This is a genomic window from Komagataeibacter diospyri (genome assembly GCF_043995075.1).
GTDB lineage: Bacteria > Pseudomonadota > Alphaproteobacteria > Acetobacterales > Acetobacteraceae > Komagataeibacter > Komagataeibacter diospyri.
Genome location: NZ_CP171836.1, coordinates 2,833,014 through 2,859,283, shown reverse-complemented (window position 1 = coordinate 2,859,283; position 26,270 = coordinate 2,833,014). Strand labels below are relative to the sequence as shown.

Below are 26,270 nucleotides of genomic sequence, written 5' to 3'. Positions count from 1 at the left end.
CGTGCGATGCAATCACCCAAGGCCGTCCGCGCCCGGTTTTTCAGGAAAGTGCGGTCAGGTTCCACACTGGCGTCGGTCCCGGCTCGGCCCACATCGGCGTCGCATTGGGCAGGCGCACGTTGGGCTTGAGATGCATGGCCGAACGCAGGGCGCGGAACATCGCGCCATGGCAGACGATCAGCGGCACGCCGTCTTTTTCCAGCGCCCGGTTCACGGCCGATACCGCACGTTCACGCAGATCGGCAAAACTTTCGCCATTGGCCGGTGTGTAATCGCCCGCGATCCAGCTGTCGTACCATGTCCCCATGGGCTTGCCTTCCTCGTCACCGAAACAGACTTCCTTCAGTCCGTCATCCAGCGCGACCTCCAGCCGGGGCGCACCGTTGGCCGCCAGCTGGTCGGCCACGATTTCCGCCGTCCGGCGCGCGCGGATCAGCGGTGACGACACGATCCGCACGATTGGCGCATGGTCATGCCAGTGCTTCGCCAGCAGCAGGCCGGCAGCCTCGGCCTGCCTTATGCCGGTCTGGTTCAGCGGAATATCGGTCCGTCCCTGTGAACGCCCCTGTGCATTCCAGTCCGTTTCCCCATGGCGCAGATACCAGTAAGGCCGGGCAATCAGGTCAGTCATGGGGTCGTTCCTTCTTGTTACACCCCTGTGGGGGTAACGCCGGGACGGTCGGGGGGTCAATCCCGTCTTCAGTCAAACAGCGACGAGACCGAGCTTTCATCCGATATGGCCTGCATGGCGCGCGAGATCAGGGCCGCCGTGCTGATCTGGCGGATATTGGCCGAATCCTTCACCGCCTCGGTCGCCTTGATGCTGTCGGTCAGCGTCAGCATGCCCAGCGGCGACTGCCCGATGCGGCTGACCGCGCTGCCAGTCAGCACGCCATGGGTCACATAGGCTTCCACCGCAGCGGCCCCATGCTTCATCAGTGCTTCCGCCGCGTTGCACAGCGAACCACCACTATCGACAATATCATCCACCAGGATGCAGTAACGGCCGCGCACGTCACCAATCACGTTCATGACTTCCGACACACCCGCGCGCTCACGTCGCTTGTCAATGATGGCAAGGTCCACGTTCAGCCGCTGCGCCAGTTGGCGGGCACGGACCACGCCCCCCACATCGGGGGACACGATCATGAGGTTGTGCTGACCGCCGGGAATATCCATCGGCGGGGCGTCATAGGGCAGCGGCGGCTCGCCATCGATCTTCATGCGGCCACGGATGTCGCGCGTGAACAGGGGGGCTGCGTACAGGTTGTCCACCGGGATGTCGAAGAAACCCTGGATCTGCATGGCGTGCAGGTCCATGGTCAGGACACGGTTGGCCCCGGCCTCGACCAGGATATTGGCCACCAGCTTGGCGCTGATCGGTGTGCGGGGACCGGATTTGCGATCCTGCCGGGCGTAGCCGAAATACGGCATGACCGCCGTGATGCGCCGTGCCGAGCCGCGACGCAGGGCGTCGAGCATGATCAGCAGTTCCATGAGATTGTCATTGGTGGGGGAGCATGTGCTCTGGATGACGAACACATCCTCGCCACGCACGTTCTCATGGATCTCGACAAAGATTTCCATGTCGGCAAAACGCCGCACGGTCGCATTACAAAGCGGCAGTCCCAGTTCCGCTGCGACTTTTTCAGCAAGAGGCAGGTTGCTGTTACAGGCGACAATCTTCATCGTGTGACGCTCCCGGGCGGCGGTGCAGGCGATCAGGGTGGCTTTTGCGGCGCCACCCCCGTTGTTATGTGCGGGGTTCTAACAACCGGCATACCCCCTGTCACCTGTCTAAGGATGACGAAACCTGCACGCCTGCCCTTCGTGGCCGATCCGTCACACCGGACGACGGGGTGGCAGTGTCACGCCGGGAAAGGGCCGGGCGGGTGTCGGCGGCGTGACGGGTACGGGTTTGCCGGTGATTTCGCTCGGGGCGGAATTCTCCGCCGGCACCGCCCTGGGCATGGGCGGCCATCCGGCTGCCTTCTGCACGACCGGGGCCGAGGGGCGGGAAACGGCAACCGCTCTGGGCTGGGTCACGGATACCGGGGCGGGGACATGAACCACGGGGGCCGTGACCGGGGCGGCAGACGGCGCAACAGGACTGACGGAGGCTGCCGACACCGGCGCGGCGGGTGTCACAGTCGGCCTGGTGGCCGCTGGCACGTGTTCCGTCACCACCGGGGACGGCGTGGAAGAGCCGGGCGATACGCTGGCAACCGTCGGGACCGGTGCAGCATGTACGGCCATTGGCATCCCTGTCGTCTGTCCGCCATTTGCCACCACGGGAGCGGATGGCGCGGAAACAACGGATTTCGTCACCGGCGCGACGGCATTCCCGCCACCGCCAGCCATTCCGGAAGGCGCGGCCATGCTGGCTGCCACAGGTCGCGCAGCAGTGGATGCCGGCTGGGCGGGCAGTACGCCATCCGCCGCCAGCGGGACATTGGCACGACCGGAATAGCGCGTGATGATCTGGCGTGCCGCACCCGCCGCCTCATCTGCCGCCGCCACGGCGACATCACCCCACTTCGTATCCAGTGAATGGGCGGCTATGTCATGGATCTGGGTGGCGGCCCCCGCTTCCTTGCCCTGCGCATCCAGCACCTGCCATGTCAGCACGATATGCTGCTGCTTCGTGGTGGATGTCGTGGTGACCGCGTCATTGAGCACGACCGTGCAGCGCACCGTGTAATCCGCCCCGGTGGCGGTATGGCGGATATCCTCGTGCGCATCGGGGAACGCCGCGATAAAGGCCCGCGCCAGCGCGCGGTCCCCGTCACCTGGCGCGCCCTGCACGCCCGCGAAATAGACATGGGCAGGACGATTCTTGAGGCTGTTGGGGTCCTTCTGCATCTGGGCGGCCTGTATCCCGGTCAGCAGTTCGGCCACACCGGGTGCGGCTTCCTGCGCTGCGCGGGAGACGGCCTGCCCATCCACCGCCTGCCACTTCTGCACGGGCACGGGCGCGCCATCCATGTGGCCGCGCTCCTCCCCCTTGGGGGTTATGACGGCATAGGTCGGGACAATCGCGCCATTACGGGCATCGGCCGTCATTTTCAGCCACCAGTCACCCGGGCGTACCGGCTGGCCCATCGCAGGCACCGACTGCGCCAGCAGGGCATCGACCATGGCGTGCTGCCAGCCCTGCGCCCCGGCCTGATCCGTGCCGGACGCCGTGGAAACCGGCACCGCCAGCCGTGCCGTCGGGGCCTGGGCTGTCCCTGTCCCGTGCTGGAAGGGATGGGGCACACTGACACATCCCCCAAGCATACAGATTACTGCAATGGCTGACCCCGTAAGCAGCCGCCGGGCAAAAACTTCTGACATCATGGTTCCATCTATATCGCCGGGCAGGCAATAACGGAAATCTGGTGCCCGATTGCCCCCCCGCCCGCCAGCGTACGGCGGCGATGGCTGAAAAAACGGGTTTCATCATGCAGGGTATCAATCCCCAGCGCCGCAGCCTGTCCCACCCCGCAGCGCTGCAGCCGCATGACGCAGTATCCCGGCAGGTCGAACATGAAATGCCCCGCCCGCGCCGCAGGTGTGAAAAACGCGCCCGCCGCCGCATCCTGCGCCAGCACGGCATCACGCATGTCCGGTCCGACTTCGTAACTGTCCCGCGTGATGCAGGGACCGACCACGGCACGGATGTCGCCCGCCGCACAGCCAAGCGCCCCCATGGCCGTCACCACCGACTCCACAATCCCGCCACACGCACCCCGCCAGCCCGCATGTGCGGCCCCCACGACCGTGCCACGCGCATTGCTGAACAGGACCGGGGCGCAATCCGCCGTAATCACGCCCAGCGCAAGGCCGGGGCGATCGGTCACCATGGCGTCGCCCTCCGGCCCTCGTCCGGTCGCCCACGGCCTGGTGACCAGGATGGTGCGATCGCCATGCACCTGCGTCAGGCCCATCAGGTGATCGGGACGCACGCCCACGTACTGCGCCACGCGACGACGGTTTTCATGCAGGGCGGCGGGATCATCCGCCGAACGGGTCGAACAGTTGAGGCTGGCATACGGTCCGGTGGAGACACCACCCTGACGGGTAAAGAATCCATGCCGGGTCCCGGCGAAAACCGGACTGCGCACCACCTGCGCATCCACAATCGCGCTGTCGGTCGTCATCGCGTTTCTCCCCTGCCTGTCCCATCCCCTGCACGCCTGCCCACAAAACCCGGCAGGTCGCCTGCAAGGCCGGACGAAAGCCCCATTACACGAAAAAGCTGTCCCATGCGGTCCGGTGCAGCCAGCCGCATGGCCGCCGCGCGGATTTCATCCGCCTGCGCGGGAGCGGCACGGGCAAGTTGTTCGGTGCGCGCCGCAAGCCCCAGTGCCGCCAGAAAATCCCCCTGGGTCACACTGCCCCACACATCCACCCCACGGGGGACATGATCGGCAATGGCCCGGAAATCAACATGCGCCGTAAGATCCGCACTGCCCGGGCCCTGCAAAGGGTCCGTCGGGCGGCCGTCCCGCAATGCCTGCAGGCTGTCCCCCCAGGCGGGGGCATCATACCCGTAATCGATCAGCGCTGCCGCCCCCGACCAGCGCAGCAGGCGCGTGCCAAGCGCATGGACAAAATCCAGCGCGGGCTGGCAGGTTTCCAGCACGTCGCCTTCCGGCACCGGACGCACGCAGGCGGGATGCCCCGCCGGGAAATCACTGGCAGCATGCATGAAAGCGCCATCCCGCACGAAGCGTTCCACCCAGCCCTGCCCCCGCCTGACGAACTGCCGGATGGGCAGGGCGTCAAGGAATTCATTGGCCAGCAGCACCATCGGCCCATCGGGCACATCACGCAGGTCACCATGCCAGCATACCGGCACGGCCGTGGCATCACGCAGGGCGTGCGCCTGCACCCCGCGCAGGCGGGGCGATGTCTCGATCATATGTAGGCGCATAGCTTTATGGCAGGCGGGGGCAACGCGCCGCAGCAACCGCTGCGCATCCGCCATGAGCGTGCCGCGCCCCGGCCCGGCCTCCACCAGCATGAAGGGATCGGGACGGCCCAGCCGGTCCCACACCACCGCCACCCACGCGCCCAGCAGTTCACCAAACATCTGCGATATTTCAGGCGCGGTAATGAAATCGACGAACGGGTCGCACCCTGCGTAATAGGCGGCATTCGCCCGGGCCATGAAATGGTCCAGGCGTTCGCCGGGTCCACTCACCGGACGGTCCCGTCATCGCCCGCGGGTTCGTCCGGCGCGTCGGCCATGACGGATGCGCGCGCGGGACGCATGCAGGCATTCAGCATAAGTCCCGCCCCCCCGATCGCCATGGGCACGCACAGGACCTGTCCCATCGTCACGCCAAAGGGCAGGAAGCCGATGAAGGCATCCGGTTCGCGAAAGAATTCGCATACCGTCCGCGCCACGGCATACCCGAACAGGAACAGCCCGGCGATAAAGCCGGGATGCTGGCGCACGCGCAGGCTGCGCGACACGCACCACAGCAGGGTGAACAGCAGCAGCCCCTCGGCAAAGGCTTCATACAGTTCGGATGGATGGCGCGGTTCCGGCCCGGCATCGGGAAAGATCATGGCCCATGGCAACGAGGACGAGGCCGGTCGCCCCCACAGTTCCCCATTGATGAAGTTGGCAAGCCGCCCCAGCCCCAGCCCGATGGGCACGACCGTGGTGATGCGGTCGGAAAAGGCAAGAAAGCTTAACCCGTTCAGACGCGTGAACACGATCAGTGCGATAATCACGCCCGCCGCCCCGCCATGGAACGACATGCCGCCCCGCCAGACCTGCAGGATCGCCAGTGGGTGGGTCAGGTAAAAACCCGGCTGGTAGAACAGGATGTAGCCAAGCCGTCCCCCCAGCACCACGCCCAGCGTCGCCCATGTCAGGAAATCATCCACCTGCAGCGTGGTCGCGGCCCTGGGCGGCAGCGCGACCAGACGGCGCGCGATGCGCCACCCCGCCACCAGCGCCACGATATAGGCCATGGCATACCAGCGGATGGCGAACGGTCCGAAATGGACCATTACCGGATCAAACTGCGGAAAGATCAGGACAGGCAGCATCGGCCCACTTTCATTGTCATGGTTCTGGCGGTAGCGGGGCGATTACAGATACGGGTCAGGGGCGGCAAGGTAATCATGGACGTAACGGTGCACCCCGTCTTCCAGTGTTGTGAAGGGACGGCTGTAGCCTGCCGCCCGCAGCCTGCGCATGTCGGCGCAGGTAAAGGACTGGTACTGCCCGCGCAGGGCTTCGGGCATATCGATGAATTCGATCCGGCGCGGCACATTCGCCGCGTCACAGACCGCATGGGCCAGATCGGTATAGGTCCGCGCAACCCCGGTACCGCAGTTGAACAGCCCGCATACAGTGCCATGGTCCAGCAGCCACAGCATGACATCGACCACGTCCCCCACCCAGATGAAGTCACGCGCCTGCGCCCCATCCGCCAGCCCCGTCACGTCAGAGCGGAACAGGCGCAGCGGCTGGCCGGCACGGGCCTCGTCATACTTGACCTTCACCACCGAGATCATGCGTCCCTTGTGGTATTCATTGGGCCCATAGACATTGAAGAACTTCAGCCCCGCCCATGACAGGCCGGACATCGCCCCGCCCGCAATCCGGCGCAGCACCGAGCGGTCGAATGCCTGCTTGGACCAGCCATACAGGTTGAGCGGCTCCAGCCGGTCCAGCAGGGCGGGATCGTCATTGAACTGTTCAGCCCTGTCCGCCGCCCCATACGTCGCGGCGGATGAGGCATAGATGAACCGCACCCCTTCATGCGCGCACCACGACAGCAGCCGTTCGGACAGATCCACATTGGTGCGCCACACCAGATCGCCATCGGTTGCCGTCGTCTCGCTTATCGCGCCCAGATGGATCACCGCCGATATGTCCGGCCGCGTTTCGAGCCATGCGTCCAGCGCCTCGGGGGCAATGATGCGCGCGGGCGTGTGATGGCGCAGGTTGCGCCACTTGCCCGCATTGCCCAGCCAGTCCACCACGACCGTCTCAACCCCGCGCGCGTGCAGCGCCTGCTGCATGCATGACCCGATGAAACCCGCACCCCCGGTAATAACGATCACTGTCCCGCACCCCGCCCTGTTGCATGGAAGTCGATATTGCGGCGTCGCCACGGCCACTACAATCGTGCGGATAGCCCTGAGCTGCCAATGTGTCTATAGTAGCCGCTTTCATCTCGCGCGTGGACTGGCACAGGACGCGGCGCGGAACGTCATGGAGTACCCACTATGTCCGACAGGCCCCGCATTTTTGATGACCTAGCCGGTGTAGCCGGTGGCGCGTTCTCGGCGCTGGCTGGCGTGCGTGAGGAAATCGGCGCCATCGTCCGCGCCCGCGTGGATGAGACACTGGGCAGCCTGAACCTTGTGCGCCGCGATGAATTCGAGGTCGTGCGCGAAGTCGCGACCCGTGCCCGTCTGGCGCAGGGCGAACTGGAAAACCGGATCAGCCGGCTGGAAGAGCGTGTATCCGACCTTGAAGCCAGCCTGACCGCGCCCACCACGTCCCCGCGTTCGGGACTGTAAGCACAACGCTTGCAGCGCGTGCCGGTGGGCCATAGTGTAACAGGACGGTCCGCGCCCTGATTCCCCGCAACAGGCCACGGACCGGATGCAGAGATACGGAATCCGGCCCATGTCCGGATTTCCTCCACGACGGCTTCGGGGAGTGCCACATGCCAGCTCTGACTGAAACAGCGATCCCACGCAATACGAATCCACTCGATCTGATGGAACGGATCGTGGGCGGATATGACTGGAATTTCGAACGCCGCAGCGATTCGGAAATGGCGGCCGAGGCACCGGGCAAATGGTGCGACCATGGCCTGTTCTTCTGCTGGTCGGAAGAAGTGAACGCCATGCACTTCACCTGCACGTTCGACCTCAAGGTCCCCGCCGACCAGCGGCGCAACCTGTTTGAACTGCTCGCACTGGCCAATGAACGGCTGTGGATCGGTCATTTCAGCATGGACCCGGACCACGGTACGCCCGTGTTCCGGCATGCGGTGCTGCTGCGTGGGTCACGTGGCGCATCGGTGGAAAGCCTGGAGGACATGATCGATATCGCCCTTACCGAATGTGAACGTTTCTACCCAGCCTTCCAGTTCGTGCTGTGGGGCGGCAAGAAACCGGCGGAAGCACTGGAAGCCGCAATGCTTGACTGCGTAGGAATGGCCTGATGACCGAAACGCTTCCCCCCCTCCTGCTGATCGGCTGCGGCAAGATGGGCGGCGCGATGCTGGATGGCTGGCTGAAGGAAGGGCTGGCCCCGTCCTTCATCGTCGATCGCCACCGGGAATCCGTGCCCGCTCCGCACCATCTTGTCCGCAGCCTTGATGATGTCCCGGCCGATTTCCGGCCGGGCATGATCATACTGGCCACGAAACCGCAGAAGGTGGACGCCGTCCTGCCTGCGGCTGCGCAATTCGCCATCCATGCGCCCGTCATATCGGTACTGGCGGGCCGCACGGTGAAAAGCCTGACGGACGCGCTGGCAGCACTGCAGCCACCGGGCAGCCCGATACCCATCGTAATCCGCACCATGCCCAACACACCCAGCGCCATCGGGCAGGGCATGACGGTCTGCTACGCGCCCCCCAACGCAACACCCGCACAGCGCAAGCTGTGCACGCGCCTGCTGCGCGCGGTGGGGGAAGTGGCGTGGGTCGACCATGAAGACCAGATCGATATCGTCACCTCCATTTCCGGTAGCGGACCGGCCTATGTCTTCCTGCTGGCGGAACTGCTGGAACAGCTGGGCGTGGCCGATGGCCTGCCGCCCGATCTTGCCCGCCTGATCGCGCGCCAGACGGTATCGGGCGCAGGCGCGCTGATGCAGCAGAGCGGCATCGACGCCGCCACCCTCCGCCGCAACGTGACCAGCCCCAACGGCACGACGCAGAAAGCGCTGGAAGTGCTGATGGCTGATGGCGCATGGCCCGCGACCCTTGCCGCCGCCCTGAAGGCGGGGGCAAAACGGGCGCGTGAACTGTCGGGCCCGCAGCCCGTTTCATGACCACGTGGTGCCGTATACCCACCACCGATACCTTTAACCCGGAAGATTATGCCCTCCATGGATAACGACCTGTTTGACGCCACCCTTCTCCGCTCAGCGTTGGAACGTGCTGCTTCGCACGGATGGCGACGCGTGACGGTCGTTGACGCGGCCCGGGACGCCGGGCTGAGTCTGGAGACCGCGCGCAGGCGTGCGCCATGCAAGGCGATGCTGCTGCTGACGCTGGGCCGGCTGGCGGATGAGGCGGCACTGGTGGAGGACGAATCAGAAGGCAGCGTGCGCGAAAAGCTGTTTGACATGCTCATGCGCCGGCTGGATGTGTTCCAGCAGTACCGCGAAGGCGTGCGCAGCGTGCTGCGCGCCCTGCCCACGGACCCGGCGCTGGCCATCCTGCTGGGGGGGGCGACACTGGAAAGCATGAAGTGGATCGCCAACGCGGCGGGAATGGAAACAAACGGGCTGACTGGCGGTCTGCGCCTGCAGGCCCTGCTGGGCGTCTGGACCATGACCCTGCGTGCATGGGACAGGGATGACAGTCAGGACATGGGCACCACCATGGCAGCACTTGATCAGGCGCTGGATCGTGCCGCGCGCTTTACCGGCCTGGCCCCGGCAGCACCGCAGGCCCCGATGTCCGGTACCGGGTATGACGCGGGCACCGACCCGCTGGTGGACCTGCCGCTGGAACCTTCGGCCTGAATAAACCCGATCGGGCTGTCCCCCCTTTACGGGACGGCCCTTTAGACATTAGAAGATCACCGTATCGCACGAATCGTGCGATTACCGGACTTATTGGGGCGTAGCCAAGTGGTAAGGCAGCGGATTTTGATTCCGCCATGCGGAGGTTCGAACCCTCCCGCCCCAGCCAGTCATGCCTGAAACCGTAATATATCGGGCACCGGTCATCTGGCGCGGCCTGCCATGACGCATGACCACATCATGGCAGACCAATCTGCCCACGCGACACCGTGCAAATGCAGAAGACGTTTTTGGTGAAGCCTTTACTCAAAAAGCTTCAAAGAAGCACCGCCTTAAAAAAGGCAGCGACCAAAAGCTTTCATGACTTCCTCATCAATGTATTATTTCCCTAATCCTGCATCTGTTCCATGCGCCCCGGCCCGATGGACTGGACGGATATGGCGGGCGGCCAGAAGGCATGGGCAATTTCGTTCTGGATCTGCCGCAGTTCGCGCTGGATCCAGTCCATGTATTCGTGCAGGCCTCGCATGATGATGTCTTCCACCGTCTGTTCAACCAGTGTCACGCGCAGTTCCTCTATCCGTTCCATGATCGGGGCGCAGTGACGCAGGCGGTATTCCCCCGCCAGTGATCCAAGCACGCTATAGACACTGCGCAGGCTGGTGGACAGCGAGCGAGGAAAGCCATCATTTTTCAGCAGGAAACCCACGATATTGGCGGGTGTCATCCCCTCGGGCAGGACACGGCGGAAGGCATGGTACGCCGCTGCTGACCGCAGCACGGATGTCCACTGGCTCATGTCGATATCCGAACCGATCCCGACACCACTGGGCAGCAGGGTATGGTATTTTATGTCGATCAGCCGCGTGATCTGGTCCGCGCGTTCAAGGTTCTTGCCAAGGATATAGAACAGCCACGCCTGATCGCGGTACAGCGTGCCCTCGGTTATGCCAAAATGGGTCTGGCAGTCCTGCTTCAGCCGTGTGCACAGGGTGGACAGATAGCTCGCACCGACATCATCAGGCCCCAGTTCCATGACCCAGCGCGTAAAGACATTCAGGTGCATCCACATCTCGGTCGAGATCAGGGGACGCAGCACCCGCGCGTTTTCCCGGGCATAGCGGGCCATGGACACGATGGAATCCGGATTGTCGGAATCTGTGATGTAAAAGGCCACGACGCTGCGTTCGCCCGCGGTCTCATGGCGCTGGAAAAACAGGCCCTCATCGGCATTGATGCGAATGACGCTGTCCCATCCCGCATCCAGGTTGGTGGCTGAAACCGATGTACTGGTCACATCGATCAGACGGGCAAGGTTTTCAATACGCTCCATATAGCGCGCCAGCCACATCGTGCTTTCGGCATAGCGCGAAAGCAGGTTGCGCAGCCCCGGCATGACCGGGGCGGGAAAGACCGAAACCTGTGTCATGATGCCAGCACCCATGTATCCTTTGACCCACCACCCTGCGATGAATTGACCACCAGCGACCCCTTGCGCAGCGCCACGCGCGACAGACCGCCGGGCAGCACCCATGTATCGCGCCCGGTCACGGCAAAGGGACGCAGGTCCACATGCCGCGCCTCGACCCCTGCGGGACACAGGGTCGGCGAAACCGACAGGCTTATGACCGGCTGGCTTATGTAATTCGCCGGGTTGACGCGCAGCAGGGCGCGGAATTCATCCAGTTCCGCCTGTGTCGCGTGGGGACCGATCAGCAGTCCGTACCCACCTGATTCGCCTACCGGCTTGACCACCAGCCGTTCAATATTGGCCAGCGTGTATTCCAGCCCCTCGCGCTCGGCACAGATATGGGTTTCCACATTGGTCAGGATCGGTTCTTCATCCAGATAATAGCGGATGATGCGTGGCATGTAGGCATAGACCGCCTTGTCATCCGCAACGCCCGTGCCAATGGCGTTGGCCAGCGTCACATTGCCCCGGCGGTAGGCATCCACCAGTCCCGGCACGCCCAGCATGCTGTCGGGATTGAACACCTGTGGATCGAGGAAATCGTCATTCAGCCGCCGGTAGATTGAATGGACCGGACGGGGGCCGGCTACGGTGCGCATGTACACACGCCCCTCCTCCACCATCAGGTCGCGTCCTTCAACCAGCGGTATGCCCATTTCACGCGCAAGAAACACATGTTCGAAATAGGCAGCATTGTAGATACCCGGTGAAAGCAGGACCACCTGCGGATCATCCACACCCGTGGGTGCAACCTCCGCCAGAGCGCGGTGCAGGCGGGGACCATATTCATCCACCGGGCGGATGTTCAGTCCCCGCGCGAGGTCAGGCATGAGACGCAGCATCATCTGCCGGTCTTCCAGCACATAGGACACGCCCGACGGCGTGCGGGCATTGTCTTCGAGCACCAGAAAGCGGCCTTCACGGTCGCGCACAAGGTCGGTGCCGTTGATATGCACGTAAACCCCGCCGGGTACATCCAGCCCCACCATGGCCTGACAGTAATTGGCGTTGCCCAGCACCAGATCGCGTGGCACCACGCCGTCATTCAGGATATGCCGATCGTGGTAAATGTCATGCAGGAACAGGTTGATGGCGCGCACGCGCTGCTGCACGCCGCGTTCGACATGATCCCATTCCCTGGCCGTCAGCACACGGGGAATGACATCGAACGGCAGGACGCGGTCAATCGCCTCCCGATCGGAATAGACGGTAAACGTGATGCCAAGACGATAGAACTGCGCTTCCACCGCAGCCGCCCGGCGCCGCAATTCAGCCAGGTCAAAATGGGCCAGGCGGTCGCGCACCAGTTGCAGGCCGGACGGCGGGATATCATCTCCGCGATTGAGCAGTTCACAGAAAAAATCCGGAATGTCGTATGTCGCGAACAGTCCGGCGGCCTGTGCTGCCATCTTCATATCGTTCATGTCCTACCCCCGCTGGCGTGGAGGTGGATCAGGCGCGAAGGAATCATGTCCGCCCACCTGCAATTTCGTTTCGATCCGTTTCTAGCGGAGCAAGAAAATCGTCTCTTGCCAAGAACGAATCTGCATTCCCTTCCCATTCAGGTCAAAATGCCGGAAAAATACGATATTGCCGCCGCCACCAATCCTGATAGCGTGGACGGTGACACATAAACCACGTCCGAACCGCACCATCGCCGGATCACGATGGCAGGCATGCGGAACAGTTTTCCGGGGCTCTAGATTAAATGAACGCGCATGCCATACTGGTCCACCACACACGGTACCGATACGACCGGCCCGTTCACCTTGGCCCGCAGACCATCCGCCTGCATCCTGTGCCGGGCTGTCGCAGTATCCTGTCCCATAACATGGACGTAGCGCCCCTGCCCTGTACGCGCATATGGGGGCAGGATACGTTCGGCAACAGGATCGCCCGCATCACGTTTCCCGAACGCGTTACGCATTTCGATATCACCATCCGCCTTGCAACAGACCAGACACCGGTCAACCCGTTCCACTTCACCCTTGACCCTTCCGCCCGCCACTGGCCTGCCGGCAGGACATGCGACGACCCCGCCCTTGCCCCCTACAGGCTGAATGCGGCCGATAGCGGCGACGGGTCACCCACCCCGCTGCTTGATGCTTTTGTGCGGGAATGGCGCGCCATGCTGCCCTGCCCCACACTGGACCTGCTGGTGGACCTGACCCGGGACATCGCATCACGCATCACCTACCGCATCCGACCCGAAGCGGGCGTATGGTCGCCAGAAGAAACCCTGTCTCATGGCGCCGGTTCATGCCGCGACAGCGCGTGGCTGCTGATCGCCGTGCTGCGCAGGCTGGGGTTTGCCGCCCGGTTTGTATCAGGCTACCTGTTCCAGCCGGACCTGAACGCACCGGACCGGCTTGGCTGCGACCTGCATGCATGGACGCAGGTGCATGTACCCGGTGCGGGATGGATCGGGCTGGATACGACATCGGGCCTGCTGGCGGCACAGGGACACATCCCGCTTGCGGTCGGCACGACCCCGCAGCAGGCTGCCCCCGTCAGTGGCCTGCTGGACCAATGCGTCGCCACATTTGAAGCCGTGATGGAAACCATGCCCATGCCCCCCGTCGCGGATATGGCATCCACCGCGCGCCGGGCTATACACCCCTCATGAAACTGTTTTTCTGCCAGTCATGCCAGCAGGTCCTGTTTTTCGAGAATACGGCATGCGAACGCTGTGGCCACACGCTGGGCTATGTGCCGGAACGGACTGTCCTGTCCGCACTGAACGCCATGGGGGACGGGTTGTGGCAGCCACTGGCCACACTGTCTGCCCCGCCGCGCGCACTATGCACCAACAACGCCTACAGCGCGTGCAACTGGCTGGCTGAACCGGGGCAGCCCTTCTGCATCGCATGCAGTTTCAACCGCACCATTCCCAACCTGTCGGTGCCGGGCAATATCGCGCGGTGGCAGAAGGTGGAGGTGGCCAAGCACCGCCTGTTCTACAGCCTGCTACGCCTCGGCCTGCCCCTGCGCAACCGGCGGCAGGACCCCGAAGGCGGGCTGGCGTTCGATTTCCTCGACAGCCTGCCTGATGGGACGCCCGCCATGACGGGCCATATGAACGGCGTCATCACCATCGCCCTGAACGAGACGGATGATGCACGGCGTGAACAGCTGCGACAGGAAATGGGGGAATACTACCGCACCCTGCTGGGCCATTTCCGCCATGAAATCGGGCATTACTACTGGAACGTTCTGATCCGGGACGCGGGGCCTGACCGGCTTGCCGCCTGCCGGGCCGTGTTTGGCGATGACCGTCGCGATTATGCCGACAGCCTGAAGGCCCATTACGCCGCCCCGGCCACTGACGCATGGCGTGGCCAGTATGTCAGCCACTACGCCACGTCCCACCCGTGGGAGGACTTTGCCGAAACATGGGCGCATTACCTGCACATCATCTCGACCCTTGAAACCGCATGGGCCTATGGCATGTCCATTGATGCCGCAGGGGCGCATGCGCCACCGCTGCGCACCACGGTCCGGCGCGATCCCTATACCGAGATGTCATTTGACGAAATCACGGATGGATGGCTGCCCCTGACCTATGCGGTCAACAGCCTCAACCGTTCCATGGGACTGCCGGATTTCTACCCGTTCGTACTGACGCCGGATATCCTGCGCAAGCTGTCCTTCATCCATGAACTGATCCGTGACAGCCGGATGAACCAGACAATCATTGAGAATTAATAAAAGTTTCCGGGCACCGCCTTTTTTCAGAAAATCGGCATGCCCCGAAGCTTTCTGAAAAAGGCATCACCAGAAACGGCCTTGTGATTTTCAGGCCGTTTCTTCCTCGTCCTCCCGGACGGGTGCTACGGAAATGGCGCTGTCATTCATGTCCCGGCAGCACGCGCGCAGGGTGGAAATGAAATTGGCCAGCAGTGGCACATGCTGCCCCGCCCGCATGGCGATGGCCAGTTCCGCGCGTGGCGCCTTGGCGCCCAACGAATGGTAGGTCACGCCGCCAGAATGGATCTGGTGCAGCGAACGCGGCACGACCGATACCCCAAGCCCGGCTGCCACCAGCGGCACGGTAGAGGCGATCTGCGGGGCCTGCTGTCCCATGCGCGGCGTGAAACCGGCATTATGGCAGGCGGACAGGATCGCATCATGAAATCCCGGACCGAGTTCACGCGGGAAGATGATGAAGGGTTCATCCACCAGCATTTCCAGCTCAAGGTGGGGGTGGACGGCCAGCGGGTGCCCCTTGGGCAGGGCCACGACCGTTTCCTCCTCCAGCAGGGGGGACACCAGCAGCCCTGCCCCGTCTGGCACCGGCGGGCGGACAATGGCGATATCTATGGCCCGGTCGTGCAGGCTTTTGCGCAGGGCGGGGGTATTGCTTTCCTCAAGATAGATCGTGACATCGGGCCAGAATTCCCGGAAACGCCGCACCGTCAGCGGGATCATGGGCAGCAGAGAGACCGCCCCCGCCAGCCCCACGCGGATATGCCCCTTCTCACCCCGCGCCAGCCCCTGCGCCGTGGCAAGGAACTGCTGCTGCATGCCCAGCAGGGCGCGCGCCTGATCCAGCAGCACCAGCCCCACATCCGTCAGCTTGACCCCGCGCGTCAGCCGCTGGAACAGAAGGACACCCAGTTCATTTTCCAGCTGCTTGATCTGCTGGCTCAGAGGTGGCTGTTCTATGCCTAGCTGCTCTGCGGCACGGGTAAAGCTTCCATTGTCAGCAACGGCTACAAAATAACGTAAATGCCTTAGATCCATGTTCCATATAAATTATATATGGGAATGTCTTTCAATATATATTTGACGAAATAACATGGCTTGCGCCACGTTTCGCGCCAATCGTGCTGAGGATGAGTATCCCATAATGAAAATTGGCCTGTTCATTCCGTGTTATATCGACGCGTTCTACCCTGAAGCGGGCATTGCCACGCTGGAACTTCTGGAAAAACTGGGACAGGATGTCGAATATCCGCTGGACCAGACCTGCTGTGGCCAGCCCATGGGCAATTCCGGCTGCAATTCGGACGCCGCCGCCGCGGAAGCCCTGTTTGTTCGCAACTTCGCCAAATACGACAAGATCGTCATGCCATCAGGCAGCTGCACGCATCACGTCCGCGACAATTTTGATGCGATCCCGCAGACCGACGAAGTGCGCCACGTGCGGGAAAACACCTACGAACTGGTCGAATTCCTGCATGATGTCCTGAAGGTGGATGCCTTCCCCTGGGCGGAATTCAACCATACCGTGGGTCTGCACAACAGTTGCGGCACGCTGCGCGCCCTGCGCACGGCCAGCATGTCCGAGCTGGGTGAAAAACCGTTTTCCAAGCCGATGGACCTGCTGTCGAAGGTCAAGGGAATCCGCTTCGTCACCCCCAGGCGTCCTGATGAATGCTGCGGGTTCGGCGGCACCTTCTCGGTCACGGAAGAAGCCGTATCGGCCAGAATGGGTGTGGACAAGGTGCGTGACCATTATCAGGCAGGGGCGGAGTACATCGTCTCGGCCGACTCCTCATGCGTGATGCACCAGCAGGGCTGCGCCGAACGTGCGGGGGTACCAATCCGCTTCATTCATATCGCGCAGATCCTTAACGGAGCAGCTCAATGAGCAACAAGCCCGTCAACCATGCCAAGGCGGCGGAGCATTTCCTTGAGGATGCGCCCCACCTGCAGTTCCACGACGAACGCCTGTGGGACATGCGCCAGAAGCGTGACGCCCAGATGCACATCCTGCCTGAATGGCAGGAACTGCGCGAGGAAGCGTCACGCATCAAGGAACATACGCTTTCCCGCCTGCCCGAATACCTTGAGCAGTTCGAGGAAAACGCGAAAAAGAACGGCATTCACGTCCACTGGGCGCGCGATGGGGCGGAACACAACCGTATCGTGGGCGAGATCCTGAAGGCCCATAACGCGCGCAACCTGATCAAGAGCAAGTCCATGGTCACCGAAGAGTGTGACATGCGACCCTATCTTGCAAAACAGGGCGTCACCGTAACCGAAACCGACCTGGGCGAGCGCATCCAGCAGCTTGATGACCAGCTTCCCAGCCACATCGTGGTGCCGGCGGTGCACAAGCTGACATCGGACGTGGCCAAGATCTTCGCCAAGGATTACCACACCGACCCCAACATCCGTGACCCGCACCTGCTCGCCGAAGCGCAGCGCCAGGCAGCCCGTCCGGTGATCCTGCATGCCGATGCGGGCATGACGGGTGGCAACTTCGTGGTGGCGGAAACCGGCACGTTCGTGGTCTGCACCAACGAAGGCAACGCCGACCTGAGTGCGACGGTACCCAACCTGCACATCGCAACCATCGGAATCGAACGCCTTGTGCCACGCATGGCCGATCTGGGCGTATTCATCCGCCTGCTGTCACGCAGCGCGCTGGGATCACCGATCACGCAGTACACCACTCATTTCCGTGGCCCGCAGAAGGGTGGCGAAATGCATGTGGTGCTGGTCGATAACGGTCGTTCCGCCCGCCTTGGCATGGAAGATTTCTGGACGTCGCTCAAATGCATCCGCTGTGGCGCGTGCATGAACACCTGCCCGGTGTACCGCCGTTCAGGCGGCCTGTCCTATGGCGCGGTGTATTCCGGCCCGATCGGCGCGATCATTGACCCGACTTTCAATGAACGCAAATACAGCACGCTTCCCTATGCCTCGACGCTGAACGGAAGCTGCACCAATGTCTGCCCGGTCAAGATCAACATCCACGAACAACTGTACAAATGGCGTCGCGTGCTGGTGCAGCACCATGAAATGCCGTTCGTCAAACGTGAGATCATGCACATGGCGGGCAAGCTTATGGGCCAGCCGAAGCTGTACCGCGCCGCCATCAAGGCCACCGAGGTCTCGCTAAGCACCATGCCGCGCTTCGTGCTGTACAACTGGCTGAACCCATGGGGCAAGCACCGCGAAAACCCCCATCCGGTCAAGCAGACCTTCAATGACTGGTACCGCAAGAACCGTGAGAAGGCCGAGCCTGCCGCCGCACCGGAGACCAAGAAATGAACACCGCACGCGACGAGATCCTGCAGGCCCTGCGCAACAACCGCCCCACGCCGGAAAACCACCCGCTTCCGCCAGTCAGGACACTGGGCGACCTTGATGCCAGCCGTGAGCGTTTTATCGCCAGCCTGAAGATACTGGGCGGTGATGTGCTGGAACCGGTCGGGGACGAAACACTGGATCAGGCCATCATGCGCCGACACCCGGATGCGAAGGTGATCTGTTCCAACGTGCCTGAAGCGAAGGGCACATTGCCGGTGGAGAAGGTCAAGACCCCGCAGGATGCTGCGGCAATCGATGTCACCGTGGTGCGTGCGCCTTTCGGCATCGCGGAAATGGGATCGATCTTCCTCAGCGAATCACAGCTACCGATCAATTCCTTCGCCCATCTGGGGCAGCATATCGTGGTGGTGCTGTCACCCGACTCGATCACGGCCAACATGCACACCGCGTATCAGGAACGACCGGAATTCAGATCTGCCAATTATGGCGTATTGATGAGCGGCCCCTCCGCCACGGCGGATATTCAGGGCGTGCTGATCCGGGGCGCACAGGGTGTGCGTTCCCTTTCGGTCTGGTTTGCCTGAACATTACAGGCGGCCCCTTCACGCCATTTTCCCGAAATGGTGCGAAGGGGCCTGATATCAGACAGCTTTCTTCAGATTTGGGCTGGCCTTGAACCGCACGGTCTTGCCTGCCTTGACCTTTACCGGCTCACCCGTACGCGGGTTCAGCGCCTTGCGGGCCTTGGTTTTCTTAACCGTAAACGTGCCAAAAGATGGCAGGGTAAAGCCACCCTCGCGCTTCAGTTCCTTTACAATTGCCGCGATCAGATCAGATGCAGCCTGATTGGCCGCGACGCCCGTGCAATCAATCGAATCCTGTATAACTGCTGCAATAAAGGCTTTACTCATCGTAACGGCCTGCTCCCTTCGGGCTGAAAATTGATGTCGTGAATATCCTGTTTCCGTAATCAAATGGGGCGATCGCCGCCATCTGGGCCGGACGGTCGCGGCTTTTAACCTGATGATTGGGCTTACACCAGCAATTTTTTGTTATCACATAAAAATTTCTGCTGTTGTGGTCAGCAAGAACCGTGGCCGTTTTACAAACAGCAGTTATATTGGCTATCTTCCGCGATAACGTATTGTTTATATCGAAATCGTATCATTTTGGTCAAAAAAAATAACCCGGCAACATAGCATCATTGCCAGATACGCTCCCAACCGGGGCATATCTGGCACAGGCCTTACCGATCAGCTTTTGAAATTCTGTACCTTCAGGTCCGTCACGCCGACGAAGGTAATCCGGGTATTATCTGTCAGGCTGACAGTCGTGTTCCCGCCAGCAATGGTGGCATTGTCCAGCATGGCCTGGATGGAAGACGATTTCGCATCATAACCGGACAGCTTGACGACATTGCCTGCCGATTTACCAAAATCCTGAATAATGTCGTTACCGCCGGCCTTGCCCTTGATGAATTCGAATTCCGTCTGGGCGCTGCCCGCCACGAACAGGTCATCGCCCGTTCCGGCCCGCAGGGTATCGTACCCGCTACCGCCAATCAGGGTGTCATTCCCGCTACCCGCCCGGGCATACAGCTTGCCTGTTGACAGGCCCCCATCCAGCGTTTCGTTCCCGCTACTGGCATAATAGGTGGTGGTCGTCCCTGTATTTGCCGTCAGGTCCAGTCCTGCCGTACCGTAAATGGTGGCATGGCTGCCGGTCACGGTGTCGGAAATGCCATTGCTGCCATCAATGAAGGTCAGGCTGCCATGCACGCTGACCGAAATCGTGCTGGTGTCCACATCATCAAGATGGGTGGAATGACTGGCGGAAATTGTATCGTTGCTGCCACCACTCACGGTCAGTTTTGCATGTGCCTGAATGGTGCTGTCACTGACCGAATCGGTACGCAGGTTACCCTTGCCATAGATGGTGTCGGATACGCCACCGTCCACGGTCAGCTTTGCATGTCCCTGGATATTGCTGTCACTGACCGAATCAACAAGCAGGTTGCCCTTGCCATAGATGGTATCGGATACGCCACCATTCACGGTCAGTTTCGCATGTCCCTGGATGCTGCTGTCGCTGACCGAATCAACAAGCAGGCTGCTGTTCCCATAGATGGTGTCGAATACGCCACCATCCACGGTCAGTTTCGCATGTCCCCGGATGTTGCTGTCGCTGACCGAATCAACAAGCAGGCGATTGCTGCCATAAATGGAATCAGATACGCCACCATCGATGGTGTTGGTATAGCGTGCGGGATTATGCTCCCCGAAGTAATCGTCATCCCCATAACCACTGATGGTGGAATTATTGACATCCTGGACCATCACGCCGTCAATGACCCGCAACTTCACGCCGCCACCGTTAAACTGTGCCGTGTCCCCGACGCTGCCCGGTACGTTCCAGTCCCCGGTTACGGTAGGGTGTCCATCAGCACCATAAATGGTGTCGGATCCACCCAGGACATGAACGGTGTCCCGCCCCTTGCCACTGACGAAATCCGTATTGCCACCAGCAGCGTAATAATTCACGTCCCCCATCTTCGCGACATAATTCACCCTGCCCATGTTACCATCAATGACAGTGGTGGCCTGCTTGCCACCTTTCAGGGTGATCGTGCTGTCCAGTGGGGTAGAGGTGGTGCTGCCGATCTCGACCTCGGTGCCGGTCACGGTGAATTTGCCGCGGGTCGTTACCTGCTGGTTCACGCCGCCAGACTGGTCCATCACGGTATCAATCCCGGCCACGCCGAACATGCGCACGGCCAGCGCCGGAATATCATTGCCATAGGCGTGCTGCAGGGCAGAAACCTCGGCACCCGAAACATTGGCGAGCGACTGCAGGGCCGCGACCTCGCTCACCTGGTTCAGTCCCAGTATGATATCGCTATTGTCCGGGTTGATCCCCAGTGTCAGGCCGGTGGCCCCGGTTACGGTCACGCCCATGCATTCCGTTCCTTTTCACGCATTGCGGGAACATGCATGTCTCCCGACCTCGCTACAGATATCCGCTACCCGTGCCGCATGATCGCAACGACCGGGGAGGAGATGCTTTCACGACGGTAATTGCCAGCAATGGGTTAAGAATTTCAGAATCAGGGTCAGATTGGTTCAGTTTAATGGAACACGATTTTCCAGTTCCTCCAGCCAGATGCGGGCATTGCCATCGGACGGCGCGCGCCAGTCCCCGCGCGGCGACAGCGCACCGCCGGCCACGACCTTCGGCCCGTTGGGCATGGCCGAACGCTTGAACTGGCTGAAGCCGAAGAAACGGTTAAGGAAAACACCCAGCCAGTGCCTGATTTCAGGCAGGCCGTACGCCCGCCTGCTACCGGCAGGGAAACCCGGCGGCCATGCCCCCTGCGTGGCATCGCCCCACGCATGCAGCGCCATGAACGCGATCTTTGACGGACGGAACCCATACCGCAGCACATGGAACAGGGTGAAATCCTGCAGGGCGTAAGGACCGATCAGCGATTCCGTGCTCTGCACCGCCTGCCCCGCCGTGGCGGGCACCAGTTCGGGCGAGATCTCGGTGGACAGGATGGCGTCCAGCACGGCACAGGTCCGTGCCTGCTCCCGCCCGTTGGCCATAACCCAGCGGATCAGGTGCTGGATCAGCGTTTTCGGCAGGCCGGAATTGACATTGTAATGCGCCATCTGGTCACCGACACCATAGGTACACCACCCCAGCGCCAGTTCCGACAGGTCCCCCGTGCCAATCACGATCCCGCCCGACTGGTTGGCCAGCCGGAACAGGAAGTCCGTCCGCAACCCCGCCTGCACGTTTTCAAACGTGACATCGTACACTTCCTCGCCAGCCGCGAAGGGATGCCCCATCTGTTCCAGCATCAGCCTTGCCGCCGGACGGATGTCGATTTCACGCGCCTGTATGCCCAGCGCCGTCATCAGTTCATGCGCATTGCCATGCGTGTCGCTGCTGGTACCAAAACCGGGCATGGTATAGCCCAGCACCGCCTGCCGCCCCAGCCCGCTTTCATCTGCCGCCCGTGCCGCCACCAGCAGGGCATGGGTCGAATCAAGGCCGCCCGAAACGCCAATGACCAGCGTTTTTGCCCGTGACGCCTGCAACCGCCGCTTCAGGGCCGTAACCTGTATGGTAAACGCCTCGTAACAGTCCTGATCCAGCACCGCCGGATCGCTTGGTACGAAGGGAAAGCGGGGAATGGCGCGCCGTAACCCGATATCATCCATGGGTGGCGTCAGGGTCAGGTCGATCCAGCGCCAGTCCGATGTCCCTGCATGTGCGCGGTTATCGGCAAAGCTGCCCATGCGCAGGCGTTCCTGCCGCAGCAGGTCAAGGTCCACATCTGCCGTCAGTGTAACCAGACCGGACGGGAAGCGGGCACTTTCCGCCAGTATCGCGCCATTTTCAAAAATGGAGGTCTGTCCGTCCCATGCCACGTCCGTGGTCGATTCCCCTTCTCCCGCCGCAGCGTAGACATAGGCACACACGCAGCGCGCGGAATGGGACTGGCACAGCAGCGTGCGCGTACGCGCCTTGCCCACCGTGATATTGGACGCCGACAGGTTGGCGATGACCGTGGCCCCGGCAAGGGCTGCCTGAATGCCCGGTGGCTGGGGCACCCACATGTCCTCACAGATTTCGGCAGCCACCACCAGCCCCGGCACATCACGGGCACGGAACAGCAGGTCGGTGCCAAATGGTACATCGTGGCCATTGATCGTAACATGGCCGCCCCGCAGCCTTGCACCGGCGCTGAACTGCCGGGTTTCGTAAAATTCCCGGTAACCGGGCAGGTAGGATTTGGGAATGACACCAAGAATCCGCCCGTCATGCAGGGCTATGGCACAGTTATACAGCGCATCCCCCCACACCACCGGCGCCCCCACCAGCACCAGCGGCCGCAATCCCGCCGTCTGCGCTGCAAGCCATGTGATGGCGTCTCCCACGCGGTCCAGCAGCACATCCTGCTGGCGCAGGTCCTCGATCGCGTAACCCGACAGGCCCAGTTCGGGAAAAACCGCGACCACCACCCCCGCGTCATGGCAGGCCCGGATACCGTCATGGGTGCAACGCGCGTTTGCCATTGGATCGGCCAGCACGACCGGCAGCGTACACGCAGCCACACGCGCAAACCCATGGGTGTACAGAGCGTAAAATCCGGCCGTGCCGCTGCCTGCTGTCATATCCTGCATCCCCGTCCCCAAGGCCAAAATCGTGCCCCCCGATGAACCGTGTGCCATCTGGCGCATTGTTATAGAGCGGATGGCATGCCCGCGTCTGTCACAACAACGATCGGAAGGAACCGGATCATGGACCTGTTACGCTGGACCATCACATTCCTTGTCCTGGCCCTGATCGCCGCGGTCTTTGGCTTCGGCGGCATATCTGACACCTTTGCCTATTTTGGCAAGGTGCTGTTCTTCGTCTTTATCGTCCTGTTCATCCTTGGATTGTTTTTCGGCCGCGGCCGCGGAACTTCGCCCTGATCCGCAATCCCCGGCGAACAAGCGGGATCAGCGCAAGGGCATAGATCCCGTCCATCATGGCCATGGACACTGGCACGCCGGGTACCAGATAGGTGGCCGCGTCGCACGGCTTGGCCGGACGACGCGGCATGGAGGCCAGGCGTTCGGCAAAACTGCCGCCGTGGAAAGTGGGCGCACGGCATTCAGGCAGCGGGCTGGCCCACCAGCCCTGTTCCACCCCCACATGGACCACCGACAGCCCGAAGGCGCATAGCAGCACCGGCAGGCACAGCCACAGCAGGCTACGCGCCATGTCACGCGGCAGAACGGTGGCCAGTCCCCCCAGCACGATCAGGATACGGTAAGGCCAGCGTTCCCACAGGCACAGCCCGCAGGGTACGTGACCCAGGGCATACTGGCTCCACCACGCCACACCAAGTGCGGCAAAGCCTGCCAGCACCATCAATAAAGCAGTTGAACGCATGGCCGGTTACGATCGGTCCACGACGGGTGCGGCCTGCAGCGCGCGCATGAAATCAGCGGCCCAGCTTACGGCTGTCGTGCTGCTGACCTCCCGTTCCAGGGCCTGCCAGCGCGTACGCCGTTCCGCAAGGCCCATCGTCAGCGCTTCATGCAGGGCATCGGCAATTTCATCAGGGTCATACGGATTGACCAGAATCCCCTCATCCATTTCCGGCGCGGCCCCCGCGAAATGCGACAGGATCAGCACACCCGGATCAGCCGGGTTCTGTGCCGCGACGTATTCCTTGGCCACAAGGTTCATTCCATCACGCAGGGGCGTAATCAGGGCGGCTTCCGCCCGGCGGTAGAACCCGGCCAGAACCTCACGCGGGAGGGGGCGGGTGATGTAGCGGATGGGTGTCCAGTCGAATTCCGAATACGCGCCGTTGATCCGCCCGGTCAGTTCATCCAGCTGGCGACGCAGCTGGCGGTATTCCTCCACGCTGCCACGCGAAATCGGGGCGACCTGCAGGAAAGTCACCTTGCCCCGATGTTCGGGATAGCGGGCCAGAAGCGCTTCATACCCACGAAAGCGTTCGGGCAGGCCCTTGGAATAATCCAGCCGGTCCACGCCCAGCACCAGCTTGGCGCCACGCAGGCTGCCCTCCAGTCGCTCGATTTCCGGCCCCTGCATGCTTTTTTCCGCCTGTGCGCGGAATTCGTCGGGGTCGATGCCAATGGGGAAAGCCTGCCCACGCGGCGGCAGGCCATTGACCTCCAGCGAATGGTTCAGATTCTCGGCGTCCTCGGGGGTCTGCACGCCTACCAGATCGTAGCTCTGCATGTCTTCCAGCAGCAGTTCCGCGCCGGGCAGCGACCGCACCAGACTCCATGGCGGAAAGGGAATATGCAGGAAGAAGCCGATCCGGCACTTCACTCCCAGATCCCGCAGCGCCTGCCCCAGCGGAAACAGGTGGTAATCATGCACCCATATCACGTCATCGGGCCGCAGCAGCGGCAACAGCGTGCGCGCGAACATGGCGTTGACCGCAAGGTAGGTTTCCCAGTCCGTGCGGGAATAGTTCATCAGCCCCACACGGTAATGGAACAGCGGCCACAGGATCCCGTTGGAGAAATTCTGGTAAAATCCCTCGTACTGCAGCGGAGTCAGGTCAATGGTGGCATAGGTTACGTTATCAACCTGATCCAGCCGCGGCACGGGATCGCCGCCATGAAGCTGCACCTGCTTGCCTGACCAGCCAAACCACAGCGATTCCCCTTCGCGCAGCGCGTCTTTCAGGCCGACAGCCAGACCACCGGCGGGCTGGCTGCGTTCACGTGGGGACGGGACGCGGTTGGAAACAATAATCAGTCGCCCCATGCGTCCCTGCCCCCCTGTGCCAGTTGCGCAAGCCAGCCACGAAAAGCAGCGGGATCAGGGAAATCGGCAGGGATACGGAACCCAACCCCGCCCAGATGCACCGCCATGCGGATACCATCTTCATCCGTTACGTCATCGCCGACAAAAATGGGGGACCGGCCGGCAAAGGGCGCACTTTGCATAAGCACTTCCACCGCATGGCCCTTGTCTATTCCGGCAGGGCGGATTTCCCATGCCATCTTGGCGGCCTGAACGTGAAACGCGCCGCCTGTCGCGGCAACCCAGCCATCCGCCACCCTGCCCAATGCCTCGCCCGCATCGGGGGCGCCACGGTAATGCAGCACCAGACCCGCCTTCTTGCGTTCGATCCGCACACCGGGATGGGCGTGGGCCAGCTGGTCGGCCTGTTCAATCCACGCGGCGGGCACGGACGGCAGGGGGGCGCGTTCAACGGCCTGCCCCGGCGCGTGCCGGATGGCGATGCCATGTTCACCCGCCACGGCATAGGGTACATCCCCCAGAAAATGGTCGATCTGATCGATGGGCCGCCCCGAAATCACGGCCAGCGCATTCCCACATTTGTCGCGCAGGCGCCTGAGTGTATCAAGCAGGCCGGGCGCCACCACGACGGATTCAGGCGTGGGCGCGATATCAACCAGTGTCCCATCAAAATCCAGCAGGAATGCCGCGCGGGCAGGCGGGGGCAGCCGATCGAGCGAAGGAAGGGAAGGTATCTTGCTCATGATGGATCTAGCCTCCGGCAAAGCTGGG

Annotated in this window: 27 protein-coding genes and 1 tRNA gene; 12 read left to right on the top strand and 16 right to left on the bottom strand. The window is 62.1% G+C overall.

Translation table 11 applies throughout. From position 1 onward, the window contains the following. Positions 1-40: 40 nt before the first annotated feature. From ACE2AA_RS13430 to rfaD, 7 genes are all read right to left on the bottom strand, one after another. A complete protein-coding gene (locus ACE2AA_RS13430) occupies positions 41-631 on the bottom strand; it encodes a histidine phosphatase family protein (protein WP_141261884.1) in 591 nt (196 codons plus the stop codon). A gap of 68 nt (positions 632-699) precedes the next feature. After that, positions 700-1,689: a ribose-phosphate pyrophosphokinase gene (locus ACE2AA_RS13425; protein WP_141261883.1), complete on the bottom strand. Its 990-nt coding sequence runs from the start codon at positions 1,687-1,689 to the stop codon at positions 700-702. A 153-nt stretch (positions 1,690-1,842) separates the two neighbouring features. Continuing rightward, the gene (locus ACE2AA_RS13420) at positions 1,843-3,279 is read right to left on the bottom strand and encodes a hypothetical protein (protein WP_395372213.1); all 1,437 of its coding nucleotides are present in this window, start codon (positions 3,277-3,279) and stop codon (positions 1,843-1,845) included. A gap of 68 nt (positions 3,280-3,347) precedes the next feature. After that, positions 3,348-4,142, bottom strand: a complete 795-nt coding sequence (gene pgeF, locus ACE2AA_RS13415) for a peptidoglycan editing factor PgeF (RefSeq protein ID WP_395370113.1) — start codon at positions 4,140-4,142, stop codon at positions 3,348-3,350. After that, entirely contained in the window at positions 4,139-5,188 is a 1,050-nt protein-coding gene (locus ACE2AA_RS13410) for a class I SAM-dependent methyltransferase (protein WP_395370112.1), read from the bottom strand. The genes pgeF and ACE2AA_RS13410 overlap by 4 nt, the downstream gene beginning before the upstream one ends. Next, positions 5,185-6,048: a prolipoprotein diacylglyceryl transferase gene (gene lgt / locus ACE2AA_RS13405; RefSeq protein WP_141261880.1), complete on the bottom strand. Its 864-nt coding sequence runs from the start codon at positions 6,046-6,048 to the stop codon at positions 5,185-5,187. The genes ACE2AA_RS13410 and lgt overlap by 4 nt, the downstream gene beginning before the upstream one ends. 42 nt (positions 6,049-6,090) lie before the next feature. Then, entirely contained in the window at positions 6,091-7,071 is a 981-nt protein-coding gene (gene rfaD / locus ACE2AA_RS13400) for an ADP-glyceromanno-heptose 6-epimerase (RefSeq protein WP_395370109.1), read from the bottom strand. A gap of 165 nt (positions 7,072-7,236) precedes the next feature. On the opposite strand from rfaD, the gene ACE2AA_RS13395 reads away from it, so the two are divergent. The 5 genes from ACE2AA_RS13395 (at position 7,237) to ACE2AA_RS13375 (ending at position 9,890) form a co-directional block, all read left to right on the top strand. Continuing rightward, entirely contained in the window at positions 7,237-7,533 is a 297-nt protein-coding gene (locus ACE2AA_RS13395; RefSeq protein ID WP_141261878.1) for an accessory factor UbiK family protein, read from the top strand. 149 nt (positions 7,534-7,682) lie between these two features. Continuing rightward, a complete protein-coding gene (locus tag ACE2AA_RS13390; protein WP_025439569.1) occupies positions 7,683-8,186 on the top strand; it encodes a YbjN domain-containing protein in 504 nt (167 codons plus the stop codon). Beyond that, positions 8,186-9,022 carry a pyrroline-5-carboxylate reductase gene (gene proC / locus ACE2AA_RS13385; protein WP_141261877.1) on the top strand — a complete coding sequence of 279 codons (837 nt, stop codon included), beginning with the start codon at positions 8,186-8,188 and terminating at the stop codon, positions 9,020-9,022. The genes ACE2AA_RS13390 and proC overlap by 1 nt, the downstream gene beginning before the upstream one ends. Before the next feature lie 57 nt (positions 9,023-9,079). After that, a complete protein-coding gene (locus ACE2AA_RS13380; protein WP_395370107.1) occupies positions 9,080-9,721 on the top strand; it encodes a TetR family transcriptional regulator in 642 nt (213 codons plus the stop codon). 94 nt (positions 9,722-9,815) lie between these two features. Beyond that, positions 9,816-9,890 (top strand) — tRNA-Gln (locus ACE2AA_RS13375). A gap of 219 nt (positions 9,891-10,109) precedes the next feature. On the opposite strand, the gene ACE2AA_RS13370 is transcribed toward ACE2AA_RS13375, so the two are convergent. Beyond that, positions 10,110-11,165, bottom strand: coding sequence for an alpha-E domain-containing protein (locus ACE2AA_RS13370; protein WP_141301966.1), 1,056 nt, complete (start codon positions 11,163-11,165; stop codon positions 10,110-10,112). Continuing rightward, the gene (locus ACE2AA_RS13365) at positions 11,147-12,616 is read right to left on the bottom strand and encodes a circularly permuted type 2 ATP-grasp protein (RefSeq protein WP_395370105.1); all 1,470 of its coding nucleotides are present in this window, start codon (positions 12,614-12,616) and stop codon (positions 11,147-11,149) included. The genes ACE2AA_RS13370 and ACE2AA_RS13365 overlap by 19 nt, the downstream gene beginning before the upstream one ends. Before the next feature lie 45 nt (positions 12,617-12,661). Here ACE2AA_RS13365 and ACE2AA_RS13360 point away from each other — a divergent pair, with 45 nt between their 5' ends. The 3 genes from ACE2AA_RS13360 to ACE2AA_RS13350 all read left to right on the top strand — a co-directional run bounded on the left by ACE2AA_RS13360 (position 12,662) and on the right by ACE2AA_RS13350 (position 14,897). Next, the gene (locus tag ACE2AA_RS13360; protein ID WP_162515740.1) at positions 12,662-12,826 is read left to right on the top strand and encodes a hypothetical protein; all 165 of its coding nucleotides are present in this window, start codon (positions 12,662-12,664) and stop codon (positions 12,824-12,826) included. A 74-nt stretch (positions 12,827-12,900) separates the two neighbouring features. Continuing rightward, on the top strand, positions 12,901-13,818 hold the full coding sequence (locus tag ACE2AA_RS13355) for a transglutaminase family protein (protein WP_141261873.1): 918 nt from the start codon (positions 12,901-12,903) through the stop codon (positions 13,816-13,818). Beyond that, positions 13,815-14,897: a putative zinc-binding metallopeptidase gene (locus tag ACE2AA_RS13350; RefSeq protein ID WP_395370102.1), complete on the top strand. Its 1,083-nt coding sequence runs from the start codon at positions 13,815-13,817 to the stop codon at positions 14,895-14,897. The genes ACE2AA_RS13355 and ACE2AA_RS13350 overlap by 4 nt, the downstream gene beginning before the upstream one ends. A gap of 90 nt (positions 14,898-14,987) precedes the next feature. On the opposite strand, the gene ACE2AA_RS13345 is transcribed toward ACE2AA_RS13350, so the two are convergent. Next, positions 14,988-15,935, bottom strand: coding sequence for a LysR family transcriptional regulator (locus tag ACE2AA_RS13345; protein WP_141261871.1), 948 nt, complete (start codon positions 15,933-15,935; stop codon positions 14,988-14,990). A gap of 106 nt (positions 15,936-16,041) precedes the next feature. Here ACE2AA_RS13345 and ACE2AA_RS13340 point away from each other — a divergent pair, with 106 nt between their 5' ends. Genes ACE2AA_RS13340 through ACE2AA_RS13330 form a run of 3 tightly spaced genes read left to right on the top strand, consistent with a single transcriptional unit; the run spans position 16,042 to position 18,778 of the window. Next, a complete protein-coding gene (locus tag ACE2AA_RS13340) occupies positions 16,042-16,785 on the top strand; it encodes a (Fe-S)-binding protein (protein WP_141261870.1) in 744 nt (247 codons plus the stop codon). Then, a complete protein-coding gene (locus tag ACE2AA_RS13335; protein WP_141261869.1) occupies positions 16,782-18,194 on the top strand; it encodes a lactate utilization protein B in 1,413 nt (470 codons plus the stop codon). The genes ACE2AA_RS13340 and ACE2AA_RS13335 overlap by 4 nt, the downstream gene beginning before the upstream one ends. Continuing rightward, on the top strand, positions 18,191-18,778 hold the full coding sequence (locus tag ACE2AA_RS13330; protein ID WP_141301957.1) for an LUD domain-containing protein: 588 nt from the start codon (positions 18,191-18,193) through the stop codon (positions 18,776-18,778). The genes ACE2AA_RS13335 and ACE2AA_RS13330 overlap by 4 nt, the downstream gene beginning before the upstream one ends. A gap of 57 nt (positions 18,779-18,835) precedes the next feature. Here ACE2AA_RS13330 and ACE2AA_RS13325 read toward each other — a convergent pair whose 3' ends face one another. The 3 genes from ACE2AA_RS13325 to ACE2AA_RS13315 form a co-directional block, all read right to left on the bottom strand. After that, on the bottom strand, positions 18,836-19,105 hold the full coding sequence (locus tag ACE2AA_RS13325; protein ID WP_010514654.1) for an HU family DNA-binding protein: 270 nt from the start codon (positions 19,103-19,105) through the stop codon (positions 18,836-18,838). Between the two features lie 342 nt (positions 19,106-19,447). Beyond that, the gene (locus ACE2AA_RS13320; protein ID WP_395370099.1) at positions 19,448-21,148 is read right to left on the bottom strand and encodes a hypothetical protein; all 1,701 of its coding nucleotides are present in this window, start codon (positions 21,146-21,148) and stop codon (positions 19,448-19,450) included. Positions 21,149-21,313: 165 nt separating this feature from the next. Further along, positions 21,314-23,374 (bottom strand): NAD(+) synthase, encoded by a 2,061-nt coding sequence (locus tag ACE2AA_RS13315; RefSeq protein WP_395370097.1) that lies wholly within the window; start codon positions 23,372-23,374, stop codon positions 21,314-21,316. Positions 23,375-23,506: 132 nt separating this feature from the next. Here ACE2AA_RS13315 and ACE2AA_RS13310 point away from each other — a divergent pair, with 132 nt between their 5' ends. Next, a complete protein-coding gene (locus tag ACE2AA_RS13310) occupies positions 23,507-23,677 on the top strand; it encodes a DUF1328 domain-containing protein (protein WP_199858354.1) in 171 nt (56 codons plus the stop codon). Here ACE2AA_RS13310 and ACE2AA_RS13305 read toward each other — a convergent pair. The 3 genes from ACE2AA_RS13305 to otsB are packed head-to-tail and all read right to left on the bottom strand — an operon-like array spanning position 23,631 to position 26,242. Beyond that, a complete protein-coding gene (locus ACE2AA_RS13305) occupies positions 23,631-24,140 on the bottom strand; it encodes a disulfide bond formation protein B (protein WP_141261866.1) in 510 nt (169 codons plus the stop codon). The genes ACE2AA_RS13310 and ACE2AA_RS13305 overlap by 47 nt on opposite strands. Positions 24,141-24,146: 6 nt before the next feature. Next, positions 24,147-25,499, bottom strand: a complete 1,353-nt coding sequence (locus ACE2AA_RS13300) for a trehalose-6-phosphate synthase (protein ID WP_141261865.1) — start codon at positions 25,497-25,499, stop codon at positions 24,147-24,149. Beyond that, complete coding sequence (gene otsB, locus ACE2AA_RS13295) at positions 25,487-26,242, bottom strand: trehalose-phosphatase (protein WP_395370094.1); 756 nt, start codon at positions 26,240-26,242, stop codon at positions 25,487-25,489. Before otsB ends, ACE2AA_RS13300 begins: the two co-directional genes overlap by 13 nt. Positions 26,243-26,270: the final 28 nt, after the last annotated feature.